The organism is Streptomyces sp. NPDC058221 (assembly GCF_042882365.1).
Classification (GTDB): Bacteria; Actinomycetota; Actinomycetes; order Streptomycetales; family Streptomycetaceae; genus Streptomyces.
The window spans coordinates 71,785-91,570 of record NZ_JBHVWF010000014.1 but is presented as its reverse complement, the minus strand read 5'-3'; the positions used below and the strand labels follow the sequence as shown (position 1 = coordinate 91,570).

The 19,786-nt window shown below is 72.0% G+C and carries 17 protein-coding genes; 6 read left to right on the top strand and 11 right to left on the bottom strand.

Features of this window, described 5'->3' with window-relative positions; genetic code table 11:
* Nucleotides 1-149: 149 nt before the first annotated feature.
* Together ACFVW8_RS07525 and ACFVW8_RS07520 are read right to left on the bottom strand one after the other, a co-directional pair.
* Nucleotides 150-830 (bottom strand): ABC transporter ATP-binding protein, encoded by a 681-nt coding sequence (locus ACFVW8_RS07525; protein WP_389687070.1) that lies wholly within the window; start codon nt 828-830, stop codon nt 150-152.
* Nucleotides 827-1,915 carry an ABC transporter permease gene (locus ACFVW8_RS07520; RefSeq protein ID WP_389687068.1) on the bottom strand — a complete coding sequence of 363 codons (1,089 nt, stop codon included), beginning with the start codon at nt 1,913-1,915 and terminating at the stop codon, nt 827-829. Before ACFVW8_RS07520 ends, ACFVW8_RS07525 begins: the two co-directional genes overlap by 4 nt.
* A 110-nt stretch (nt 1,916-2,025) precedes the next feature.
* Here ACFVW8_RS07520 and ACFVW8_RS07515 point away from each other — a divergent pair, with 110 nt between their 5' ends.
* Together ACFVW8_RS07515 and ACFVW8_RS07510 are read left to right on the top strand one after the other, a co-directional pair.
* Nucleotides 2,026-3,252 carry a sensor histidine kinase gene (locus ACFVW8_RS07515; protein ID WP_389687066.1) on the top strand — a complete coding sequence of 409 codons (1,227 nt, stop codon included), beginning with the start codon at nt 2,026-2,028 and terminating at the stop codon, nt 3,250-3,252.
* Nucleotides 3,249-3,881 (top strand): response regulator, encoded by a 633-nt coding sequence (locus tag ACFVW8_RS07510; protein ID WP_389687063.1) that lies wholly within the window; start codon nt 3,249-3,251, stop codon nt 3,879-3,881. Before ACFVW8_RS07515 ends, ACFVW8_RS07510 begins: the two co-directional genes overlap by 4 nt.
* A gap of 54 nt (nt 3,882-3,935) precedes the next feature.
* Here the strand turns inward: ACFVW8_RS07510 and ACFVW8_RS07505 are convergent, their stop codons facing one another.
* Nucleotides 3,936-4,250, bottom strand: coding sequence for a DUF5955 family protein (locus ACFVW8_RS07505; RefSeq protein ID WP_389687061.1), 315 nt, complete (start codon nt 4,248-4,250; stop codon nt 3,936-3,938).
* 205 nt (nt 4,251-4,455) lie between these two features.
* On the opposite strand from ACFVW8_RS07505, the gene ACFVW8_RS07500 reads away from it, so the two are divergent.
* The 3 genes from ACFVW8_RS07500 (at nt 4,456) to ACFVW8_RS07490 (ending at nt 7,839) form a co-directional block, all read left to right on the top strand.
* Nucleotides 4,456-5,079: an NTP transferase domain-containing protein gene (locus ACFVW8_RS07500; RefSeq protein WP_389687059.1), complete on the top strand. Its 624-nt coding sequence runs from the start codon at nt 4,456-4,458 to the stop codon at nt 5,077-5,079.
* 234 nt (nt 5,080-5,313) lie between these two features.
* Complete coding sequence (gene aceB / locus ACFVW8_RS07495; protein ID WP_389687057.1) at nt 5,314-6,933, top strand: malate synthase A; 1,620 nt, start codon at nt 5,314-5,316, stop codon at nt 6,931-6,933.
* Nucleotides 6,934-7,200: 267 nt separating this feature from the next.
* Nucleotides 7,201-7,839: a TMEM175 family protein gene (locus ACFVW8_RS07490; protein ID WP_389687055.1), complete on the top strand. Its 639-nt coding sequence runs from the start codon at nt 7,201-7,203 to the stop codon at nt 7,837-7,839.
* A 166-nt stretch (nt 7,840-8,005) separates the two neighbouring features.
* On the opposite strand, the gene ACFVW8_RS07485 is transcribed toward ACFVW8_RS07490, so the two are convergent.
* From ACFVW8_RS07485 to ACFVW8_RS07455, 7 genes are all read right to left on the bottom strand, one after another.
* Nucleotides 8,006-11,500, bottom strand: a complete 3,495-nt coding sequence (locus ACFVW8_RS07485) for a DEAD/DEAH box helicase (RefSeq protein ID WP_389687053.1) — start codon at nt 11,498-11,500, stop codon at nt 8,006-8,008.
* A 126-nt stretch (nt 11,501-11,626) separates the two neighbouring features.
* Nucleotides 11,627-12,529, bottom strand: a complete 903-nt coding sequence (locus ACFVW8_RS07480; protein WP_389687051.1) for a sucrase ferredoxin — start codon at nt 12,527-12,529, stop codon at nt 11,627-11,629.
* A complete protein-coding gene (locus tag ACFVW8_RS07475) occupies nt 12,526-13,737 on the bottom strand; it encodes a cupin domain-containing protein (protein ID WP_389687049.1) in 1,212 nt (403 codons plus the stop codon). Before ACFVW8_RS07475 ends, ACFVW8_RS07480 begins: the two co-directional genes overlap by 4 nt.
* Nucleotides 13,734-14,066 carry a BatC protein gene (locus ACFVW8_RS07470; RefSeq protein WP_389687047.1) on the bottom strand — a complete coding sequence of 111 codons (333 nt, stop codon included), beginning with the start codon at nt 14,064-14,066 and terminating at the stop codon, nt 13,734-13,736. Before ACFVW8_RS07470 ends, ACFVW8_RS07475 begins: the two co-directional genes overlap by 4 nt.
* A 202-nt stretch (nt 14,067-14,268) precedes the next feature.
* Entirely contained in the window at nt 14,269-15,798 is a 1,530-nt protein-coding gene (locus tag ACFVW8_RS07465) for a YfcC family protein (protein WP_389687045.1), read from the bottom strand.
* On the bottom strand, nt 15,795-17,147 hold the full coding sequence (locus tag ACFVW8_RS07460) for a M20/M25/M40 family metallo-hydrolase (protein ID WP_389687043.1): 1,353 nt from the start codon (nt 17,145-17,147) through the stop codon (nt 15,795-15,797). Before ACFVW8_RS07460 ends, ACFVW8_RS07465 begins: the two co-directional genes overlap by 4 nt.
* A gap of 91 nt (nt 17,148-17,238) precedes the next feature.
* Nucleotides 17,239-18,219, bottom strand: coding sequence for a fibronectin type III domain-containing protein (locus tag ACFVW8_RS07455; RefSeq protein ID WP_389687041.1), 981 nt, complete (start codon nt 18,217-18,219; stop codon nt 17,239-17,241).
* A 214-nt stretch (nt 18,220-18,433) separates the two neighbouring features.
* On the opposite strand from ACFVW8_RS07455, the gene ACFVW8_RS07450 reads away from it, so the two are divergent.
* Entirely contained in the window at nt 18,434-19,039 is a 606-nt protein-coding gene (locus tag ACFVW8_RS07450; RefSeq protein ID WP_389687039.1) for a TIGR03086 family metal-binding protein, read from the top strand.
* 27 nt (nt 19,040-19,066) lie between these two features.
* Here the strand turns inward: ACFVW8_RS07450 and ACFVW8_RS07445 are convergent, their stop codons facing one another.
* The gene (locus tag ACFVW8_RS07445; RefSeq protein WP_389687037.1) at nt 19,067-19,750 is read right to left on the bottom strand and encodes an alpha/beta fold hydrolase; all 684 of its coding nucleotides are present in this window, start codon (nt 19,748-19,750) and stop codon (nt 19,067-19,069) included.
* Between the last annotated feature and the right edge of the window lie 36 nt (nt 19,751-19,786).

Here is a 19,786-nt window from a genome sequence, read left to right as displayed (position 1 = left end):
ATGGCCGCCCGCGCGGGGGGGGGCCTGCCGGGGCCGGCCGGGGGCGCCCCCCCCCCCCCCCCGGCACCCCGTCGGGGGGCGCCGGCCCCTGGGGGCCCCGGCCCCCCCCTTCGCCCGCACGCCCCGGCCCCGCGCATCGGTCAAGCGCTTCAGGCCAGTGCCGGGGCCGTCAGCCGGCCGTCCTGCATCGTGACCGTCACGTCCATCCGGTCCAGATGGGTCGGGTCATGGGTGACCATGACGGTCGCCGTGGACCGCTGCCGGGTCAGCGTGACGAGCAGATCCAGCACCGCCGCACCTCGTTCGTGGTCCAGTGCGCTGGTCGGTTCGTCGACGAGCAGGACCGCCGGATCGTTCATCAGGGCCCGCGCGATGTTGATCCGCTGGCGCTGGCCGCCGGAGAGCTGGTGCGGCCTGCGGTCGGCCTTGTCCGCGAGACCGACCGCGTCGAGCAGTTCCAGCGCCCGGCTCCGGGCGGCCCGGGTACTGCCACCGGACAGATGGGCCATGACCTGGAGCTGCTCGGCTGCGGTCAGGGACGGCAGCAGGTTGGGCTGCTGGAAGACGATGCCGATCCGCTCGCGGCGCAGCTCGGCCTTGTCCGCGCGGCTGAGCCGCACGGTGTCGGTCCCGGCGACGACGACGGCGCCCTCGTCCGGGGTGACCAGGGTGGCGGCCACGGCCAGCAGGCTCGACTTGCCCGAGCCTGAGGGGCCGACGACGGCGGTGAGGTTGCCGGCGGGCACCTCCAGGCCGACCCGGTCCAGGGCGGTGAGCCGCCCGTCGCCGTCGGGGTAGGTGAGCGTGACATCGGTGAGCATGAGGGTCATCGGGCACTCCCGAGTGCGGTGAGCGGGTCGACGGCGGTGATCCGCCGGATGGACAGGGCCGCCCCGACGGCGCCGAGGACGATCATGACGGCGGCCGGGACGAGGACGGTCGACGCCTCCAGGACGAAGGGCACGGCCCCGCCGCTGACCAGGGCGCCGATACCGGAGGCGAGCGCGGTGCCGATCCCCGTACCGATGGCGAGCATCACCACGGCCTGGCCCAGTGCGTCCCGGAGCAGATACCGCGTGGAGGCACCCAGTGCCTTGAGCACGGCGACATCGCCGCTGCGCTGGATCGTCCAGACGGTGAAGAAGGCGCCGATGACCAGGGCGGAGATGGCGAAGAGGAAGCCGCGCATCAGCTGGAGCGAGCCGTTCTCCGCCTGGTAGGAGCCGATGGCGGTGAGGGAGCCGTCCAGACTGAGCGTGCTGGTGCCCGCGGCCCGGTCGCCCGCCGCGAGGTCGGCGCCGTCGGAGGTGGTCAGGGCGACCACGGTGGCACGGTCGGAGCCGGTGCCGTCGGCCCCGAACCGCTGCCAGTCGTCCAGCGCGGTCCACACGACCGGCGTGTGGCTGTACGAGGCGTCGCCGGCGACCGCCGCGACGGTGACTTCGTGGCCGCCGAGCCGCAGCCGGTCACCGGCCCGGGCGGAGAGGTCGTCGGCGGCCTGCCCGGAGAGCACGACCTTTCCCGGTCCCACCGGGGCTCCGGATGGTGCCAGTCCGCCGTCCGGCTCGACGCCGAACGCGGAGACGGCCGCCGTCCGCTCCCCCGCCGCGGCGGCGGCGTTGAGCGTACGGATGCCGAGCGGCTGCGCCTTCTCGACGCCGGGCTGCCCGGCCCAGCTGCGCCAGGCGCTCTCCTTGACGGTGGAATTGGTGAAGGACACCGACTGGCCGTCGGGCGGGGCGGCGAACGCCAGGTGGTCGGCGCTCAGCCCCGTGACGGCCGAGGTGTTCTCCTTGGCCAGACCGGCCGTGAGACCGGACAGCAGACCCACGAGCAGCGTGATCAGCACCACGACCGTGCCCATGAGGGCGAACCGGCCCTTGGCGAACCGAAGATCTCTCCATGCAACGAACATGACTCCAGCGTCGGCCGGCGCGGCCGGGGAAACATCGGCCGCCGGCTGGGCCCGACATCAACCTTTCGATTGACCGGCGCCGGGCGCCTCGCGCCTACGCTGGACGCATCATGGAATCACCCGTCCATCCCCCGGTCGCCGCCGCGCTGCGGCTGTGCCTGCACGCCCTGCTGCTGGGTCTGCTGGCGCTGGCCGCCGTCAAGGCCGTGAGCGGCGGGGCGCAGCACGCCACCGCCGTCGTCGCGGTCTGCTGCGTGCTGGCCGCGGTGTACGCGGCGGGCGCGCTCGCTCCCGTCGTGCAGCCGCGGACCCGGGCGGGGGCCTGCTGGCTCGCCGTGCTGGGCGCGCTCTGGCTGGTGCTGCTGGTCCTCTCGCCGGACGGTCTGTGGGTGGCCTTCCCGCTCTACTTCCTTCAGCTGCATCTGCTGCCGATGCGCTGGAGCCTGCCCGCGGTCGGGGTCACCGCGGCCGCCGCCATCACCAGTTTCCTGCTGCACGGGCAGGCGGTCACGCCCGGCACGTTCATCGGCCCGCTGCTCGGCGCGGCGGTCGCCGTCGCCACGGTGCTCGGGTACGACGCGCTGTTCCGGGAGAGCGAGCGGCGCCGCGAACTCATCGAGGAGCTCGTCTCGACGCGGGCGGAGCTGGCCGCGGCCGAACGCACCGCAGGGACGCTCGCCGAACGCGAACGGCTGGCCCGGGAGATCCACGACACGCTCGCGCAGGGTCTCTCCAGCATTCAGCTGCTGCTGCGCGCCGCCGAGCGCACCCTGGCGCCGGACGCACCCGCCGCCCCGCATGTCCGCCAGGCCCGCGAGGCGGCACAGGACAATCTCGCCGAGGCCCGCCGCTTCGTCCGCGCGCTGACCCCGCCCGATCTGGAGAACGGCTCGCTGGCCGGCGCCCTGGAGCGCCTCTCGACACGCACCACGGACTCCGCGCTCACGGTGCAGTTCGCCGTCAGCGGCACCCCGGTGGAGCTGCCCACCCCGTACGAGGTGGCGCTGTTGCGTACCGCGCAGTCCGCGCTGGCCAACACCGTGCAGCACGCCGAGGCGCGGCGGGCCGAGATCACGCTGAGCTTCATGGACACCTCGGTGTCGCTGGACGTGGTCGACGACGGCCACGGATTCGCAGCCGGCGGCCGGCCGGCCGCCCCGGACGCCGCCTCGGGCAGCGGCACCGGTACGGGTGGCTTCGGTCTGCCGGCCATGCGCTCCCGGGCCCGGTCCCTGGGCGGCACGCTGAGTGTCGAGTCGGCGCCCGGCCAGGGCACCGCCGTCGCCCTCACACTGCCGCTTCCCGTCGCCGCCCCGAACGGACAGGACTCCGCATGACCGCTCCGATCAGGCTGCTGCTCGCCGACGACCACCCCGTGGTCCGTGCCGGGCTGCGCGCCGTCCTGGACACCGAGCCCGACTTCCATGTCACCGCCGAGGCCGCCACCGCCGAGCAGGCCGTCGCCCTGGCCGCGACCGGTGGGTTCGACGTCGTCCTGATGGATCTGCAGTTCGGGGCGGGCCTGCACGGTTCCCAGGCCACCGCGGCGATCACCGCGGTGCCGGACGCACCCAGGGTGCTGATCCTGACCACGTACGACACGGACGCCGACATCCTGGCCGCGGTCGAGGCGGGCGCCGCCGGCTATCTGCTGAAGGACGCCCCGCCCGAGGAGCTGGCGGCCGCGGTCCGTACGGCGGCGGCCGGCCGGTCGGCCCTCGCCCCGGCCGTCGCACACCGGCTGATGGACCGGATGCGCACCCCCGCGGAGGCGCTGACCAAGCGCGAGCTGGAGGTGCTGCAGCTGGTCGGCGAGGGGCTTTCGAACCTGCAGATCAGCAAGAAGCTGTTCCTGAGCCAGGCGACGGTCAAGTCCCATCTGGTGCACATCTACGCCAAGCTGGGCGTCGACTCGCGTACATCGGCGGTCGCGGCGGCGACGGCCCGCAGGCTCATCCGCCGCTGAACCGCCGCCCTCCCCCGGTACGCGTGCCGGAAGCCGGAATCCACTCGATCCGGCTCAGCGGCGCGGCGGCTCGCCGAAGAGGTCCACGGCGACGCGTACGTCCCTGAGCGCCGATGCCAGGGCGCTGACCGAGCCGACCGCCCCCGCGATCAGCAGCAGCGACCGGCGGAGCCGGGGAATCTCGGGCGCACCGCCGGCCGCCATCGCGTCCAGCGCCGCCAGCTCGTCCTCGGCGATCCCGCGGTCCGGGAACTCCGCGGGGTGTCCGGCCAGCTCCCGCCGGAGCCGCGAGACCGCCGTACGCAGCTCCGTCACCCGCGGGTCCTCGTTGCTGCTGGTCACCCGCGCCTGCCCCACGCTTTTCAACAAAGCACTCCCCCTCGCACGCCTTCGTGCCAGTGTTCCGACCGTGTCCCGAACCGTGGTCAAGTGTCCGGGGGTGCGGGCAAGTTAACGCCATGACAGGTGCCGGGCGCCACTCCGCGGCCGGAACTCGGTGTGTCCCGGGCGGTCACAAGCGGTTGCGGGAGGGCCCGGCCGTGCGGGAACGGCCCGTCTGAGGTATCCAGTCCGCATGAACAGCACACCGCTTTCCCCTCCCCCGTCCGCCACTCCGGTCGTCGCCGGACTGCTCCTCGCGGCGGGCGGCGGCCGCCGGCTGGGCGGCCGCCCCAAGGCGCTGCTCGAACATCGCGGCCGTCTTCTCGTCGACCATGCGGCCGGCATCCTGCGGGACGGCGGCTGCGGCCCGGTCCATGTGGTGCTCGGCGCGGCGGCCGACGAGGTGCGGGCCAGGGCCGAGCTGGCCGGCTGCACGGTGAGCGTCAACCCGGAGTGGACCGATGGCATGGGTTCCTCGCTGCGGACGGGCCTCGCCGCCCTCGCCGGTACGGGCGCGGACGCCGCCCTGGTCCTGCTGGTCGACCAGCCCGGGATCGGCGCGGAGGCGGTGGCGCGGGTGCGGTCGGCGTACCGCTCCCGGACGAGTCTCGCCTCGGCCTCGTACGCGGGGGAACGCGGCCATCCGGTGCTGTTCGGGGCCGGCCTGTGGGCGGATATCGCGGCGGGTGCGGTGGGCGACCAGGGTGCGCGTGCCTATCTGCGGGCTCATCGCGATGCGATCACGCTCGTCGAGTGTTCCGATGTGGCTCAGGCGTACGACATCGACACGGCGGAGGACCTGTCCCACCTGGAGTGAACACACTGGCACTCTGCGCCAGCACGGCGGCACTTCTGTCGACCCGGAGAATCTCGATATCAACAAACCATTGAACTTCCACCATGAGGAAACTACTATCCACTGGTCAGAAGCCCTCTGCACCTCAGACGGCGACCACGGCCGCATCCCGGAGCCATGGCACGCCGTGCCGTTTCAGGCGACCCGGCGGCCGTGAGACGCCGCCCGCACCGCCCGCTGAAGGAGTGACAGCTCATGTCCGCACCAGCGCCGTCCTCGCTGGCCATCGTCGATGCCGAGCCCCTGCCCCGGCAGGACGAGGTCCTCACCCCCGCGGCTCTCGCGTTCGTGGCCGAGCTGCACCGCCGGTTCACCCCGCGCCGTGACGAGCTGCTCGCCCGCCGCGGCGAGCGCCGTGCCGAGATCGCCCGCACCTCCACGCTGGACTTCCTGCCGGAGACCGCGGCGGTCCGTGCGGACGACTCCTGGAAGGTCGCTCCGGCCCCCGCGGCCCTGAACGACCGCCGGGTGGAGATCACCGGTCCCACCGACCGCAAGATGACCATCAACGCCCTGAACTCGGGCGCCAAGGTCTGGCTCGCCGACTTCGAGGACGCGTCCGCCCCCACGTGGGAGAACGTCGTCCTCGGCCAGCTCAACCTGATCGACGCCTACAACCGCGCGATCGACTTCACGGATCCGAAGTCCGGCAAGTCGTACGCCCTGAAGCCCGCCGACGAGCTCGCGACCGTCGTCACCCGTCCCCGCGGCTGGCACCTGGACGAGCGGCACCTCCAGCTCGACGGCGCCCCGGTGCCCGGCGCGCTGGTCGACTTCGGCCTCTACTTCTTCCACAACGCCCAGCGCCTCATCGACCTCGGCAAGGGCCCGTACTTCTACCTGCCGAAGACGGAGTCGCACCTGGAGGCCCGCCTCTGGAACGACATCTTCGTCTTCGCCCAGGACTACGTCGGTATCCCGCAGGGGACCGTCCGCGCCACGGTCCTGATCGAGACGATCACCGCCGCGTACGAGATGGAGGAGATCCTCTACGAACTCCGCGACCACGCCTCCGGGCTGAACGCGGGCCGTTGGGACTACCTCTTCTCCATCGTCAAGAACTTCCGTGACGGCGGCGCCAAGTTCGTCCTGCCGGACCGCAACGCGGTGACGATGACCGCCCCGTTCATGCGGGCCTACACCGAACTCCTCGTCCGCACCTGCCACAAGCGCGGTGCCCACGCGATCGGCGGGATGGCGGCCTTCATCCCGTCGCGCCGCGACGCCGAGGTCAACAAGGTCGCGTTCGAGAAGGTCAAGGCCGACAAGGACCGCGAGGCGAACGACGGCTTCGACGGCTCCTGGGTCGCCCACCCCGACCTGGTCCCGATCGCCATGGCCTCCTTCGACGCGGTCCTCGGCGAGAAGCCGAACCAGAAGGAACGCCTGCGCGAGGACGTCTCGGTGGCCCCCGGGGACCTGATCGCCATCGACACCCTGCACGCCAAGCCCACCTACGACGGTCTGCGCAACGCCGTCGCGGTCGGCATCCGCTACATCGAGGCGTGGCTGCGCGGCATGGGCGCGGTCGCCATCTTCAACCTGATGGAGGACGCGGCCACCGCCGAGATCTCGCGCTCGCAGATCTGGCAGTGGATCAACGCGGACGTGGTCTTCGAGAACGGCGAGCACGCCACGGCCGAGCTGGCCCGCAAGGTCGCGGCCGAGGAACTCGCCGCGATCCGTGCCGAGACCGGCGACGAGGCCTTCGCCGCCGGCAAGTGGCAGCAGGCCCACGACCTGCTGCTCCAGGTCTCCCTGGACCAGGACTACGCGGACTTCCTGACGCTGCCGGCTTACGAGCAGCTGCGCTGACACCTCGCGCGCACGCCTTCGCCCCCGGTTTCGAACGGCACCGGGGGCGAAGGCGTGCCGCGAAGAGCCCGAGGCGGGAAAAGCGTCAGGAAGGCGTCAGGACGACAAACCTGACCGGCTCGTCCAGGACGGCCCGCGCACGCACAAGGTCGGCAGGCCTCTTTGCCGGAGCCGCCTGCGCGAGCCGCGTCGTTCGCGGCATCCCTGAGTCGCTCAAGCCCCGGCCGATACGTCACAACCGGGGCAGAACACCCTAAAGTCGTCGACATGACGGAGCCGGCGGAAGAGACGCGCACGCACAAGAACGCCCCGAGCGTGGCACGCCTGATCGCTCTGTCCGACGCCATGTACGCCATCGCGATGACACTGCTCGTCATCAATGTGGCGATCCCCGCGCATCTGGACGATGCGGCATTCCACAAGGCTTTGAGCGACGCGCTGCCCAACCTCGCCGCCTTCGCACTCAGCTTCACACTCATCGCCGGATTCTGGCGTGACCACCGCCGCATCCTCACCGCACTGCCCACCGAGACGGCCGTGGTCACCCGCCTGATCCTTCTCGGTCTGGGACTCGTCGCGCTGCTGCCCTTTCCCACTGGACTCCTCGCCGAGTACGCCTCTCAGCCCGAAGCCGTCGCCCTCTACGCGGGTCTCATGGCCGCGATCCATGCGGTGCACGCGACCCTCTCGATGCTCACGCAACACCAAGTCCATCCCTCGCCCGCATCATCGGCCGCTGTGGCCCGCCGCCGGTTCACGGCCCAGCTTGCTTCCAGCGTTCTGGTCTTTGGTCTCTCCGTTCCCTTGGCCTTCGTCAACACTCAAGGAGCCATGTGGTTCTGGCTCACGCTCATCCCCGCCCACTACGTCCTTGGCCACTACCGGCATCGCCTCCCACCCAAGTGAGTTCCGGCCGGAGCACGATTCAGTCAAAGGAGGCCACTCGCCGGCCATCGCTCCGCACCCCGGGCTTCGTCTTGGGAGTGCGGCACGATCAACTCCGGGCCATCGAGCCGGCCCGGTCTGCTCCTGGTGCTGCGACGCGCGGCCCCCGGGCGGTCCGCACCCTCGACTATCGGCAGCGGCATCCTTCGGCAAGTACGGGCGGAGCGAGATCCCGCATCGCCGTCTGCTCGGCTTCCGAGATGCATGGCAACTGACGTGCGAGTACGTCGAAGTGCTGGTGTCCGCGCCATGCGTCGTGGTCGCCCACGACGAACAGCCGCCGACGCGCGCGACTCACCGCGACGTTCAGCAGGTTCGGGGCGGAGGCCGCCCAGACGCGCGGTCCTGCTTTCTCTCCGCCCGCGCCGAGGACCAGCAGCACTACATCGGCTTCCTTCCCCTGGGTCGTATGCACAGTGCCCACCCTGTCGCGGGGGACAACCCGGCACAGGCTGCGGCGGAGTCCGGCCACGACGTCCCGGAACGGGCTGATGACGAAGAGCTCCCGCTCCGGGTCCAGGCCCTGGTCGACCAGCCGGTGCACGATGACGTTGGCGCAATCTCCCTCCTCCGGCGACCACTTGCCCTGCGATGCGCGCCCGCCCGTCACCGGCCACCACACGCCGCGCCGGGCTACCGCGTAGTCGTCGTCCCGGTGCACCCCGTGCACCATGAGCCCGTCGTAGGCGATCTCGTTGCTGATCGTGAACATCGGGTCGTCGCAGCGTCGGTGCACGCGCAGAGGCGAACCCACCCACACCCGGTCGTCCTCCGAGCCGTCGGGCGCGGGCAGCCATGTGCCGTAGGTGTTCAACCGGTCCGCGACGCGCTGCGCCGAGGTGCGGGACGGTTCCCACTCCTCGACCACGCCGAAGGTGCGGCGGAGTGCCTGCTGACCGGTGTGCGGCAGTGTGACCACCGGCTCCAGCTGCAGCGGATCGCCCACGATGACACCTCTGCGCGCCCGCCACAGGGCGCCCACCGGCATCTGGGCGGTCGCCTGGCCGGCCTCGTCGATCAGCATCCAGCCCAGCGACCGGGGTCCAAGCCCGGTGAACATCCGGTCCAGTGAGGCGAACGTGGTGGAGACGACGGGCAGCGCGAGGAAGAGGCTCTGCCAGGCCGCCAGTACCACTTCCGGCTTCAGAGTCTTGGGAGCGTCGCCGCACAGGACGTCCATCGCGGCGTCGAGGTTCTTGCGCATCCGGTCGGCCGCGCCCTCGATGAACGCACGGTGCAGATCCATCGCGGCGAGAAAGAGGCGGGTGCGAGCCCGGGTGAACTCCGGATCCGACCAGGGCGAGGAGAGCTCCCTGGCATCCTCCTCCGTTCGCTCGCCGCGCTCCTCATGGCCCGGAACACTGGTGCCCCAGCGCTCAACGGCTGCCCGCATGGTTGCCAGGAGTTGCATGTGGCGCCCTTCCGCCGCTCGGAGCGACCGGACAGCCTCGGCCAGGACACCTCTGTGGGCCGCTTCCGCCCGGTCGTACGCGGCCGCCTCCTGGGTGTGCGCCTCGTACGCGGCCCGAGCCGTCTGCTCCGCCCGGGCCAGCAGTTGGTCCTCCGCCTGCCAGTCGCGCTGCGCCGCACCGAGGGTAAAGATGCCCTGGATCAGCCCTGGACGTTGCCGACGGTGCCCCGCCCTGCGGCCGGCCGCTCCCCCGAGGTCGCTGTGTGCCCTGCCGCGAGCCGCACGGGCCTCCGCGGCCGGCTGCCCAAGAGCATCCAGGTCCTGCTCGGCGCTGTGAACCGTCTCCTGGGCGGTGGTGACGGTGGCATGCGAACCGCTGAAGCCGAGGAGTGCCTCATACGCTCGTTGACGCTCGTCCCGCATGGCCTGCACCGTCTGTCGCGCGTCACGGAAGCGAGCGACGGACTCCCGCCACGACGTCAGGCCGCCGCCGCGCGACGCAGCCGCCTTCAGGACGTCCCGCATACCCTCGCCACGCTCGGCGCGCTCCTCGCGCGGCGGGCCGAACCAGTACTTGTTGCGGAAGTCCGAACGGTTCCCCTTGTTGCCGAGCTTTGCGGCGAGTGTTCCCCACGACGGTGCGCCGTCCAGGAGAAGGCACCCCTGTTCCGGGAAGAAGGACGCCGCCTCCTGCCACTCCGCCGCAACGGATTCGAGTGCCGGGATCTCCTTGGAGACGTTCTCGACGGCACCGTTGTTGGCCGACGCGATCACCATCTCGAATCCCGTCAGCTCCGGTCCGAGCGACGCGACGGACCGCTGGTAGGTGCCGGTGCTCCAGCGGTGCGGCCGGCCGGTGAACGCGTCTTCGGGGCGCCGGAGTTCGGCCAGGCGCTCCGCCCTCATGACCAGAACGGAGGCGATGAGGTCCCGCAGCTGTGTGGTCTTACCCGTACCGGGCGGACCGTTCACCGCGTACAGGCCGTCGGTGTCGGCGAGCTGCTCCACGATCCGGTTCACAGCGAACTGCTGGCTCAGCACCAGCGGGTGCTCCGTCTTCGCGGGCCATCTCCCGAGCGGGAAATGGGCCGGCTGAACGCCGTCGAGTACGGCTCCGAGTTCGTGCTTGAGGTCTACACGCGCACGGCCGCGCAGCGCGGTCGAGGCGGTCAGATAGTCCCGCAGGGCAGGCCCCGGCTCGTCCTTGCCGAGGCTGCCCGCGACCAGGGCGAGGTCCGCCGCGATGAAGCTGTTCAAGAAGTCCGAGCCACCCGACCGGCCCGCCTTCCGCCGGGACACCGACTTGCACTGGACCCGAATCGTCTCCGGCCGTAGATCCTCGGTGACGCCGAACTGCTCTGCGACCCAGCGGGTGACGGCCGACAAGTCCCGTACGGTCAGGGGCTTCTCGCCGAGTCGGGGCGGAACCTCGTCGCCGTCATCCGCATCGGCTGCGCCCTCGTCCAGCGGGCTGTCGTCCGACGAACCGTCGTCCTGGCTGCCGGCAGAACCTCTGGCGCTGCGGTTGGCCACGGCATCGACGGCGCCGTTGACAGCACCGACCGCCAGGTCGCCGAGCACCGGCCCGAGTGCGGCGTTCAGAGCGCCACCGACCGCACCGGCCGTGATCTCGCACAGCAGCCCTGCGAAGGGCCTCTGCCGCCGCCCCGCCGCCGTGTCCGCGATCGTCAGCCTGCCGTCCCCGACGCCCAGCACCACACCCTCGCACGCGTCGGCTTCCATCTCGAAGCCGTCGAGCCAGCCTCGGGCCCCGGGGCCGGGCTTACGGCTGCGCCCTGTCGCCCAGGCGCACGCGGAGAAGGTGAGGGAGTCCTGGACCAGCAGCCCCTCGTCCGTGACCTCGAAGGCCAGCAGGGCGCTGTCGCCGTCCACCCGACCGTCGTGGTCCTCCTCGCTGCTCCCGAAGACGTCGAGCAGGACATCGCGGACGGACGCGACCGGGTACACCCCGCAGTAGACGGTGTGCTGCCTGACCATGTTCCGGCCCGGGGCGCGCTGCCGTGCGGGATGCCCCTCTTCCCACGGCAGAGGGCTCCCGGCTTCCACGGGGTACACGCCTTTCGGCGGCGAGGCCTTCTCCACCTTCTGCGGGCTGAACATCTCCACCGACCGCCAGTAGCGCACGATGTCCGCCCTGCGCCGCCGCCCACTGCTCGCCGCCATCCGGCCCGCCCCCTCGTTCCGGTCCACCAGGAACGATCACCCTAGCCAGCTCCGTGCGCGGTGTGGAGTGCGCATTGGCGCATATGCGACCTCAGGGGCAGCGCCCGGGCGGTCGGCGGACCGAGGCCGGGCGGGCGCAGGGCGCGTCGGGCTTCAGCCGAAGCTGATCGAAGTGACCTCGTGGACGACGGCCGGGCTCATCGCCGGCCCGTTGCAGGTCAGCTGATGCGGTGGTGTGCGGTGGGACCGCACCTCGACGTCGGCCTCGAAAGGCGTCGGACCGGGCAGGCGGCCGACGACACGGATCCGCCAGTAGGTACCGACGCGGAATGTCCCGGCGACCACGTAGTCGTGCCGACCGGCCGGGCCGAAACGTGCGAGTACGGCTGCGACGGCCACCTGATGGGGCGGCGGGAGATCCGTGTACCCACGCAGGTACTCCGCGTGGATCCGGCCCGCCAGGTGCTGTTCGACCACGGCGACGGACGATTTGGCGTCGAGACCTCCGTAGTAGACGCCGTCGGGGGCCACGACGACGTTGGCGGCGAAGCGGTCGCCGCCGACGTGCGTGCATTCCCACACCAGCTCCGGCCAGCGCTCGCTCAGGGCGCGTCCCACGGGTCGTCCGCGCACCGCGCAGCAGGTGTCGTGCCGGCCGTGGGTGCAGACGAGGACGACCGGAGGAAGGCCGAGCTCTCCGGGGCCGCCGAGCGCTGCGGCGATCTCGGCCAGGTCCTCGTCACGGCTCCAGGTGCCCCATTGCTGGCGGTAGGCGCCGGAGCTCTCGTGACGCAGTACGGCCCAGCGGTTCGGGCCCTCGTCCCTGGGGCGTCCGTACCGCCTGATCAGGAGCATCCTCGCCCGCACCGCCTGGGCGGAGGTGAACAGGAGCTCTTTGACTCCGGGCTGCAGACCGAGGCCTTCGAAGCCGTTGGCCGGCCATCCGCCCCGGTATTCGATGAGGACCCAGACAACGCCGTACGGCGCCGTGCCGGTGAGCGAGTCACCACGGGCCCGGGCGGCATCGGCGCACAGGAAGCGCTCCGGCGGCGTCACGGTGCGGCGGGCACGAGTACGCCCGCGTGCAGCAGTCTCCGGACGAATGCGACGCCGAGTTCGCCGGCCGTGCGGACCTCGCCGTCGAGCAGCCGGGTCAGGGAGGCAAGGTCCTTGTCCGGGAGGTCGAGCCGGCCCACGCGTGTGGTCAGGCTCCCGCCCGCCAGCCGTGCTTCCAATGCCCCCCGGAGCCGTACCGGCGTCTCGGGACCGAGGCCCTCGACGGCCGCGAGCTGGGCCAGCGGTCCCAGCGGCGCGGGTCGCGCCTGTCCCCGCCGCGCGCGGTGGAACAGCGGGGCGGCATCGGCCTCCGCGACGGCCTCGGCAAGGCGTTCGCGGACCATGTCCGCCTCACCGGCCGGCTCGTCCACACCCAGAGGGAGGGAGGCGCGCATGCGGGGGTCGTCGCGCAGCACCGCGAGTGCGGCCCGGGTGAGCTGCTCCGCCAGCTCGTAGCGCGTCCAGGTGTGGATTCCGAGCGTCAGATGGATGGAGACCTCGCCCTGCGCCTCGGCGGCGTGCAGCCATCCTCGCGGCAGGTAGAGGACGTCGCCCGGTCCGAGCACGGTGTCGATGTGCGGCTCGCCCTGCGCGGCCTCGGCGACGGCGGAGCGGTGATCGGTCCAGGGCTGGTCGCGCAACGGGTCGGTGTGTACCGGCCGGTGGACGATCCAGCGCTTGGTGCCCTCGATCTGGAGGACGAAGACGTCGTGGACGTCGTAGTGGTCGTCGAAGCCGCGGTTCTGGGGCGGGGTGACGTAGGCGTTGGCCTGTACCGGATGCCCCAGCTCCGCGCTCAGCCCGGCACTGAAGTCGGCGACCGGACTCCACGTGCGCTGCAGGGCTTGCAGGACGAGAGTGGCTCCGTCGGCGAACTCGCGCCACAGAGCGGTGTCGTCGAGCTGGTCGGCGATGGTCGCGCCCACGCCCGCGGACGAGGTGAACGACGAACCGGGCAGCGTGGAGCCGTTCTTGGCGACGCGGAGGAAGGGCGTGCGCAGTCCGCGACGCGAGAGGAGTTCGTCCACGGCGTCGGCGGAGAAGAGGTCGGAGAAGTCGCCTGCGCGACGTGTGAGCAGCGCCGTACGTGCCCAGATGTCACGGGCGAATTCCTCCCGGCGCAGGCCGGTCAGGCGTGTTTCCAGGAGCCCGGCGCCCGCTGTCGCGGCGCCGGGGGCCTGGAGGCCGTCGGTCCGGGAGTCGCTCAAGAACCGGTGCCGGACTCGTCCGCCGCGCCGTCGGCACCGCCGTCGTGGACACCGGGCGTACCGGCCGCGCCGCCGTCCGCGGGACCCTCCGCACCGCCGTCCGCACCGCCGTCGTGCACACCCGGCGTGCCCGCGGCACCGCCGTCCGCGGGGCCTTCCGCCCCACCGTCCGCACCGCCGTCGTGCACACCCGGCGTGCCGGCCGCGCCGCCGTCCGCGGGACCCTCAGCCCCACCGTCCGCACCACCGTCGTGCACACCCGGCGTACCCGCGGCACCACCGTCCGCGGGGCCTTCTTGCTGGTTCGGGTCCTGCTCGGGGCTGGTCATGGTTCCTCCCGCGCGTCGAGTGGCATGGGACCGGGCTCTCGTCCCGGGGCCCGACTGCCAGGCAGGTGATCCCTCATGGGCACCGCGGCCAGCGTACCGCTATGGGTGGAAAGTCTCGCTTTGAGACGTTATCCCCTTGAAGGGGCAACGAATTGGAGTCGCGAGGGACGGAGCACAAGCGCCGTACAGGCACCGCCCCCGCTCACGTCCAGACCGCTCCCAGCGCGACGAACCCGCAGATCAGCACCGCCAGGACGGCGAGCAGCGGCCAGACGAAACGCAGGTACTTGTCGTATCCCACCTTGGCCAGCGCCACCCCGCCGATCGTGACCGCCGTCGTGGGCACCCACAGGTTCATCCAGCCGCTGGCGGCCTGCCAGGCCGTGACGACGACCGCGCGCGAGACACCGGCGAAGTCGGCGAGCGGGGCCAGGATCGGCATGGCCAGGGTCGCGTGGCCGGAGGTGGACGGGATCAGGAAGGCCAGCGGGAGGTTGACGACGAACACGACGACGGCGAACACCGCGGAGGAGGTACCCGAGACCAGTCCCTCGATCGAGTGCAGGACGGTGTCGGTGATCCGGGAGTTGTTCATGATGACCGTGACTCCGCGGGCCAGCACGATGACCAGCGCGGGCGAGATGAAGTCGGCGGCGCCCTGGACGATCGTGGCGCTGAGCTTCTGCTCGCCGAACCGGGCCACGATGCCGACCAGAACGGCCGCGACCAGGAAGAGCGCGGCCAGCTGCGGGAAGGACCAGCCCAGTTCGAAGCCGTACGGGGTGGCGTCGGCGTCGCCCGTCAGGGCGCTGGACCACGGGACCACCGAGAAGATCATGAAGGCGAAGGTCAGGCCGACCAGGACCAGGACGACGCGGTGCAGACCGGTGAGTTCGGGTGGTTCGCCCGCGTCGGCCGCCGCGTGCTCTCGGTCGCCGGGCAGGAAGCCGGAGAGCGAGCGGCCGGGGTCCTTGCGGACGCGCTTGGCGTACCGGATGACGTAGGCGATCGTCACCGCCGTCAGGACGACCCACATCACGCCGCGCAGCACGATCCCGTCGCCGAGCGAGATGTCGGCGGCGGCGGAGGCGACCCCGGTGGCGAACGGGTTGACCGTGGAGCAGAGCACACCGACGCCCGCGCCCAGGATGATCGTGCCGGTGGCGACCATGCGGTCGTAGCCGAGGGCGAGCATCAGCGGGACGATCAGCCCGTAGAAGCCCAGAGTCTCCTCGGCGAAGCCCTCGACGGTGCCGAGCAGCGAGAAGACCAGCATCACACCGGCGATGAGGAGCGCGCCCCGGTCACGCAGCCGGTGGGCCAGGCGGCCGATGCCGAGGTCGAGGGCGCCGGTGGCGAAGACGACGGTGATGAAGGCGCCGATCGCGATGACGAAGAGGAACACGCCCGCGCTGCCGTACAGTTCGCCGGCCATGTCCGGGCCGACCTGACCGGTTTTGGTGTCCTGCACCCCGTACAGGCCGTTGACCGGGGAGAGGAAGAGGTCGTGCAGCCGGTCGACGATGCTCTGGCCGGAGGGGACGCGGTGATACGTGCCCTGGATGGGCGCTCCGTCCTTGGTTCGGTCGTACGCGCCGGACGGGATCAGGAAGGCGAGCGCCCAGACGGCGAGCGTGACGACGACCAGCACGGTGAGGGCGCTGGGGAAGACGAACTTCTTTCTGCCGGGCGGCTTCCGGTCCGGCTCGGTCCCGGTGTCCACCGTGCTCACGCGGCGCTCCCGCCGCGGTGGGCGAGCGCGTACTCGCGCAGGAAGGCGGCCTCGGCGACGACGGCCGAGCGGAGTTCGGAGAAGAGGACCCGCTCGTTGGGGGCGTGCAGGTTGCACATGCTGTCCTGGGCGCCGAAGAGCAGGATCTCGGCGCCGGGAACGGCCGCGGCCAGGCCGTTGACCAGCGGGATCGAACCGCCGCTCGCGACGAACGCGGGTTCCGCGCCCCAGCCCTCGCGCAGGGCCGTCCATGCGGCCCGGTAGGCGGGGCCGCCGGTGGCGGGCTCGAATCCGGGGCCGGTGTCGCCGGGAGTGACGGTGAGCGGAATTCCGAACGGCCGCAGTGACTCCAAGTGGGTGACGATCAGCCCCTGCGCCTCCCTCGGGTCCTGCTCCGGGTGGAAGCGCAGGTTGAGTTTGGCCCTGGCGTACGGGACGACGGCGGAGGCGGCCTGGTCGACGGTCGGGGCGTCGATGCCGATGACGGTGATGGCGGGGCCGCTCCACAGCCGTTCGCCCAGGCTGCCGGAGCCGGTCAGCGGCATCCCCTCGCGGACGCCCGCGAGGCTCCGGAACTCCTCCTCCGTGTACGTCGTACCGCTCCATTCCTCGCGCCGCAGGCCCTCGACGGCCACGTCCCCGTGCACGTCGTGCAGGGTCGCCAGCGCCTTGATCAGCGCGAGCAGGGCATCGGGGGCGGCGCCGCCGAACTCACCGCTGTGCCGCGACTCGTCCAGGGTCCGCACCTCGACCAACAGCTCCGAGACGCCGCGCAGCCCCGTGGTGAGGGTGGGGCTGCCGGGGCGGAGGTTCCCCATGTCGGCGATGACCATCGCATCGCAGGCGAAGCGGGCGGGGTCGGTGGGCGGGTAGTCGTCGAAGGCGCTGCCGTACTCCTCCTGGCCCTCCAGGACGATCTTGAGGCCGACCGGCGGCTTTCCCTCGTACGCCCTCAGCACGCCGAGGTGCACGATCAGGTTCGACTTGTCGTCGGCGATGCCCCGGGCGCGCAGACCGCCCTCCACGGGGGTGGGTTCGAAGGGCGGGGAGAGCCACAGGCTCTCGTCGCCCGGCGGCTGCACGTCGTAGTGGCCGTAGAGCAGCACGGTCGGGGCGTCCGGCGTCGGCGGCGGGACCTCGGCGACGATGACCGGTGCGGCGCCGGGCAGGTCGAGCCGGTCGATGTGCTCGACTCCCGCGCCCCGCAGCAGGTCCACGAGGAGGTCGTGGGCCTGCTGCACGGGCTCGGTGGGAAAGCCGGGGAACGAGACGGACGGGATGGCCGTCAGCCGCTCCAGGTCCGCGGTGAGCCCGTCCATCAGCGTGTCGACGCGGGAGCCCAGATCCATCGCCCATCCCCTGTTCCTCGTGGAGGCCGTCAGTGAGGTTCTGGGATCAAAGGGACCACAGGGGACGTTCCCCCGCATGCCTGAGGACCGGTCAGCCGCCGAGCACGACGGTGCGCGCCGCCGAGAAGTCACCCCACTTCCCGTCCGGCAGTCTGGCGCGGATCTTCAACGAGTAGCGGGTGCCCCGTGGGTCGCTGACGGTGAGCCGGTAGCTCGCCCGTCCCGCGGGCGGCTTGCCTCCCCAGACGATCGTGGTGGTCAGCCGACCGTCCAGATAGAGCTGGTAGGCGGGGATATCGCCACCGGTCCCGGGCTGCTTCCAGTTCAGGTCGACGGCGTACTCCTTGCCCTGGGCGCTGCTCGTGACCCGCAGGTCGGTGGGGGCCGTGCTCGCCGGTGCGCCCGGGGCGGACGCGGTCGTGAGGTCGAAGGCGTTGCTGTCCTTCGACGAGGTGTCGGCCGCGTCGCGGGCGCGGACGGTGAAGGTGTAGACGCTGCCGGGCCGCAGCCCGGTCAGATGCGCCGTGGTCTGCGTGCCGGGCACGCTGTGGATGCGCGAGCCCTCCTGGTAGATGTCGTACGCGGTGACGCCGATGTCGTCCGTGGAGCCGCCCCAGGACAGCCTCGCCGCCCGGCTGCCGTCGGCCTTACCGCGCAGCTTCACCGGCCGGGTGGGGGCCTCGTGGTCGGCCGGGGTGGGGGCGGGCGTGGTGACGGAGACGGCGGCGCTCGGCGCGGAGAGATTCCCGGCGGCGTCGCGGGCGCGGACGGTGAAGGCGTACGCGGTCGACGCGGTCAGCCCGTCGACGTCGCTCATCACCCGGCTCGCCGGAACGGTCTTGGCCTTCTTCCCCTCGCGGTAGATCTCGTACGCGGTGACGGCCTTGTCGTCCGTGGCCGCCTTCCACATGACGTGCGCGGACGTGGCGCTGCCGGCCTGCACCGTCACCCCTCCCGGCACCGTGGGACTGCGGGTGTCGGCGGCCTCCGCCTCCGCGCCGCAGGCGGTGAGCGTGGCGAGGAGCAGGGCGGCTGAGCAGGCCAACGCGGCAGGTGCGTGGGGGCGTTGCACGGTCTTGCCTTCCGTCCGGCAGCAATGGTCCAGACCTGTATCGCACGGGGTGGGGGTCGCCGACAAGAGGACGGATCGGACCGTTCCGCAATGTGCCGGTGTGCACCGCGAGAGTTCGCCGCCGTGGCGCCGTCCGGGCCGGCTGAGTGACGGACCGGACCACCTGGCGCGCCGCCAAGCGATGAGTCCGGGGCATGCGGGGAGTCTGCACTGCATGGACAACGACACGAAGACCGCTCCCCCGCAGGATCTCGCGCCCGCGGCCCGGCAGATCGCCGCGCTGCTCGACGCCGTCGACGACACACGGCTGTCCGGGCCGACGCCCTGCCCCGGTGTCACCGTGGGCGCCCTGCTCGCCCATATCGGCGGGCTCGCCGTCGCCTTCCGTGACGCCGCGCGCAAGGAGCTGGGGCCGACGACGGACACAGCACCCGAGGTGGCCGACATGGTGCTCGCCGACGGCTGGCGCAGCACACTGCCCGGGGCACTCGACGGGATGGTCGCCGCCTGGCGCTCCCCCGCGGCCTGGCAGGGCATGACCCGGGCCGGGAGTGTGGACCTGCCCGGCGAGATCGCGGGCATGGTCGGGCTCAACGAGCTGGTGCTGCACGGCTGGGACCTGGCGAGGGCGACCGGGCAGCCGTTCGGCGCGGAGGAGCCGCATCTGCGCTCCACACTGGCGCTGCTCGCCGATCTGGGCGACACCCCTCCGGCCGGCGCCCCGTTCGGCCCGCCGGTCCCGGTGCCGGACGACGCGCCGCTGCTGGACCGGGCGGTCGCCCGGAGCGGCCGGCGCCCCGACTGGCGGCCGGGCGACTGACACGCGGGGTCCGCGGGTGCCGGCCGGTCAGCTGGTGAAGAACTCCGTGATCTGGTGGGCCACCTGGTCCGCATGGACCTCGTGCACCCGGTGGCCGCCGCCGAGGGTGATCAGCCGGCAGTCCGGGATCAGCGAGGCCAGGTCCTGGAGCCGCGCCTGCGGCATCGTGCTCTCCGGGCCGCCGGCGAGCACGAGCGTCGGGGCGACGATCTCCCCGAGTCCCTCCCTCCACGCCGGGTCGGGGTCGGACAGCTGGGTGCGTACGGCGGCGAGCACGGCCTCGTCGTAGTCGACCGGCCCGTCGGGCCGGACGGCGGGGCCGGCGGCACCCGGGAACGGTGGCGGGGTCTCCACCAGCACCAGCCGCTCCACCCGGTCCGCGTGCTCCTGGGCGAACAGAAGCGCGACGACGCCGCCCATGTCGTGGCCGACCAGACCGACACGGTCGAGCTCGCAGGCGTCGAGGAAGCCGAGGACGTCGTCGAGCATCAGCTCGAAGTCGTACTCCTCGGGCCAGTCGCTCTCCCCGTGACCGCGCAGATCGAGGGCGTAGACGCGCCACTGCTCGCCGAGCAGGCTCCCGGCCGCCTCCCAGCTCGCGGCGGAAGCGGCGAGACCGTGCAGCAGCACGACGGGCGAGCCGAACGGATCGCCCCAGGTCCGGTACGCCAGACGCACGTCACCGACATCCACGACCGACTGATCATCCATGCACCCGACGCTACCGAGAACGGCCGGAGATCACCC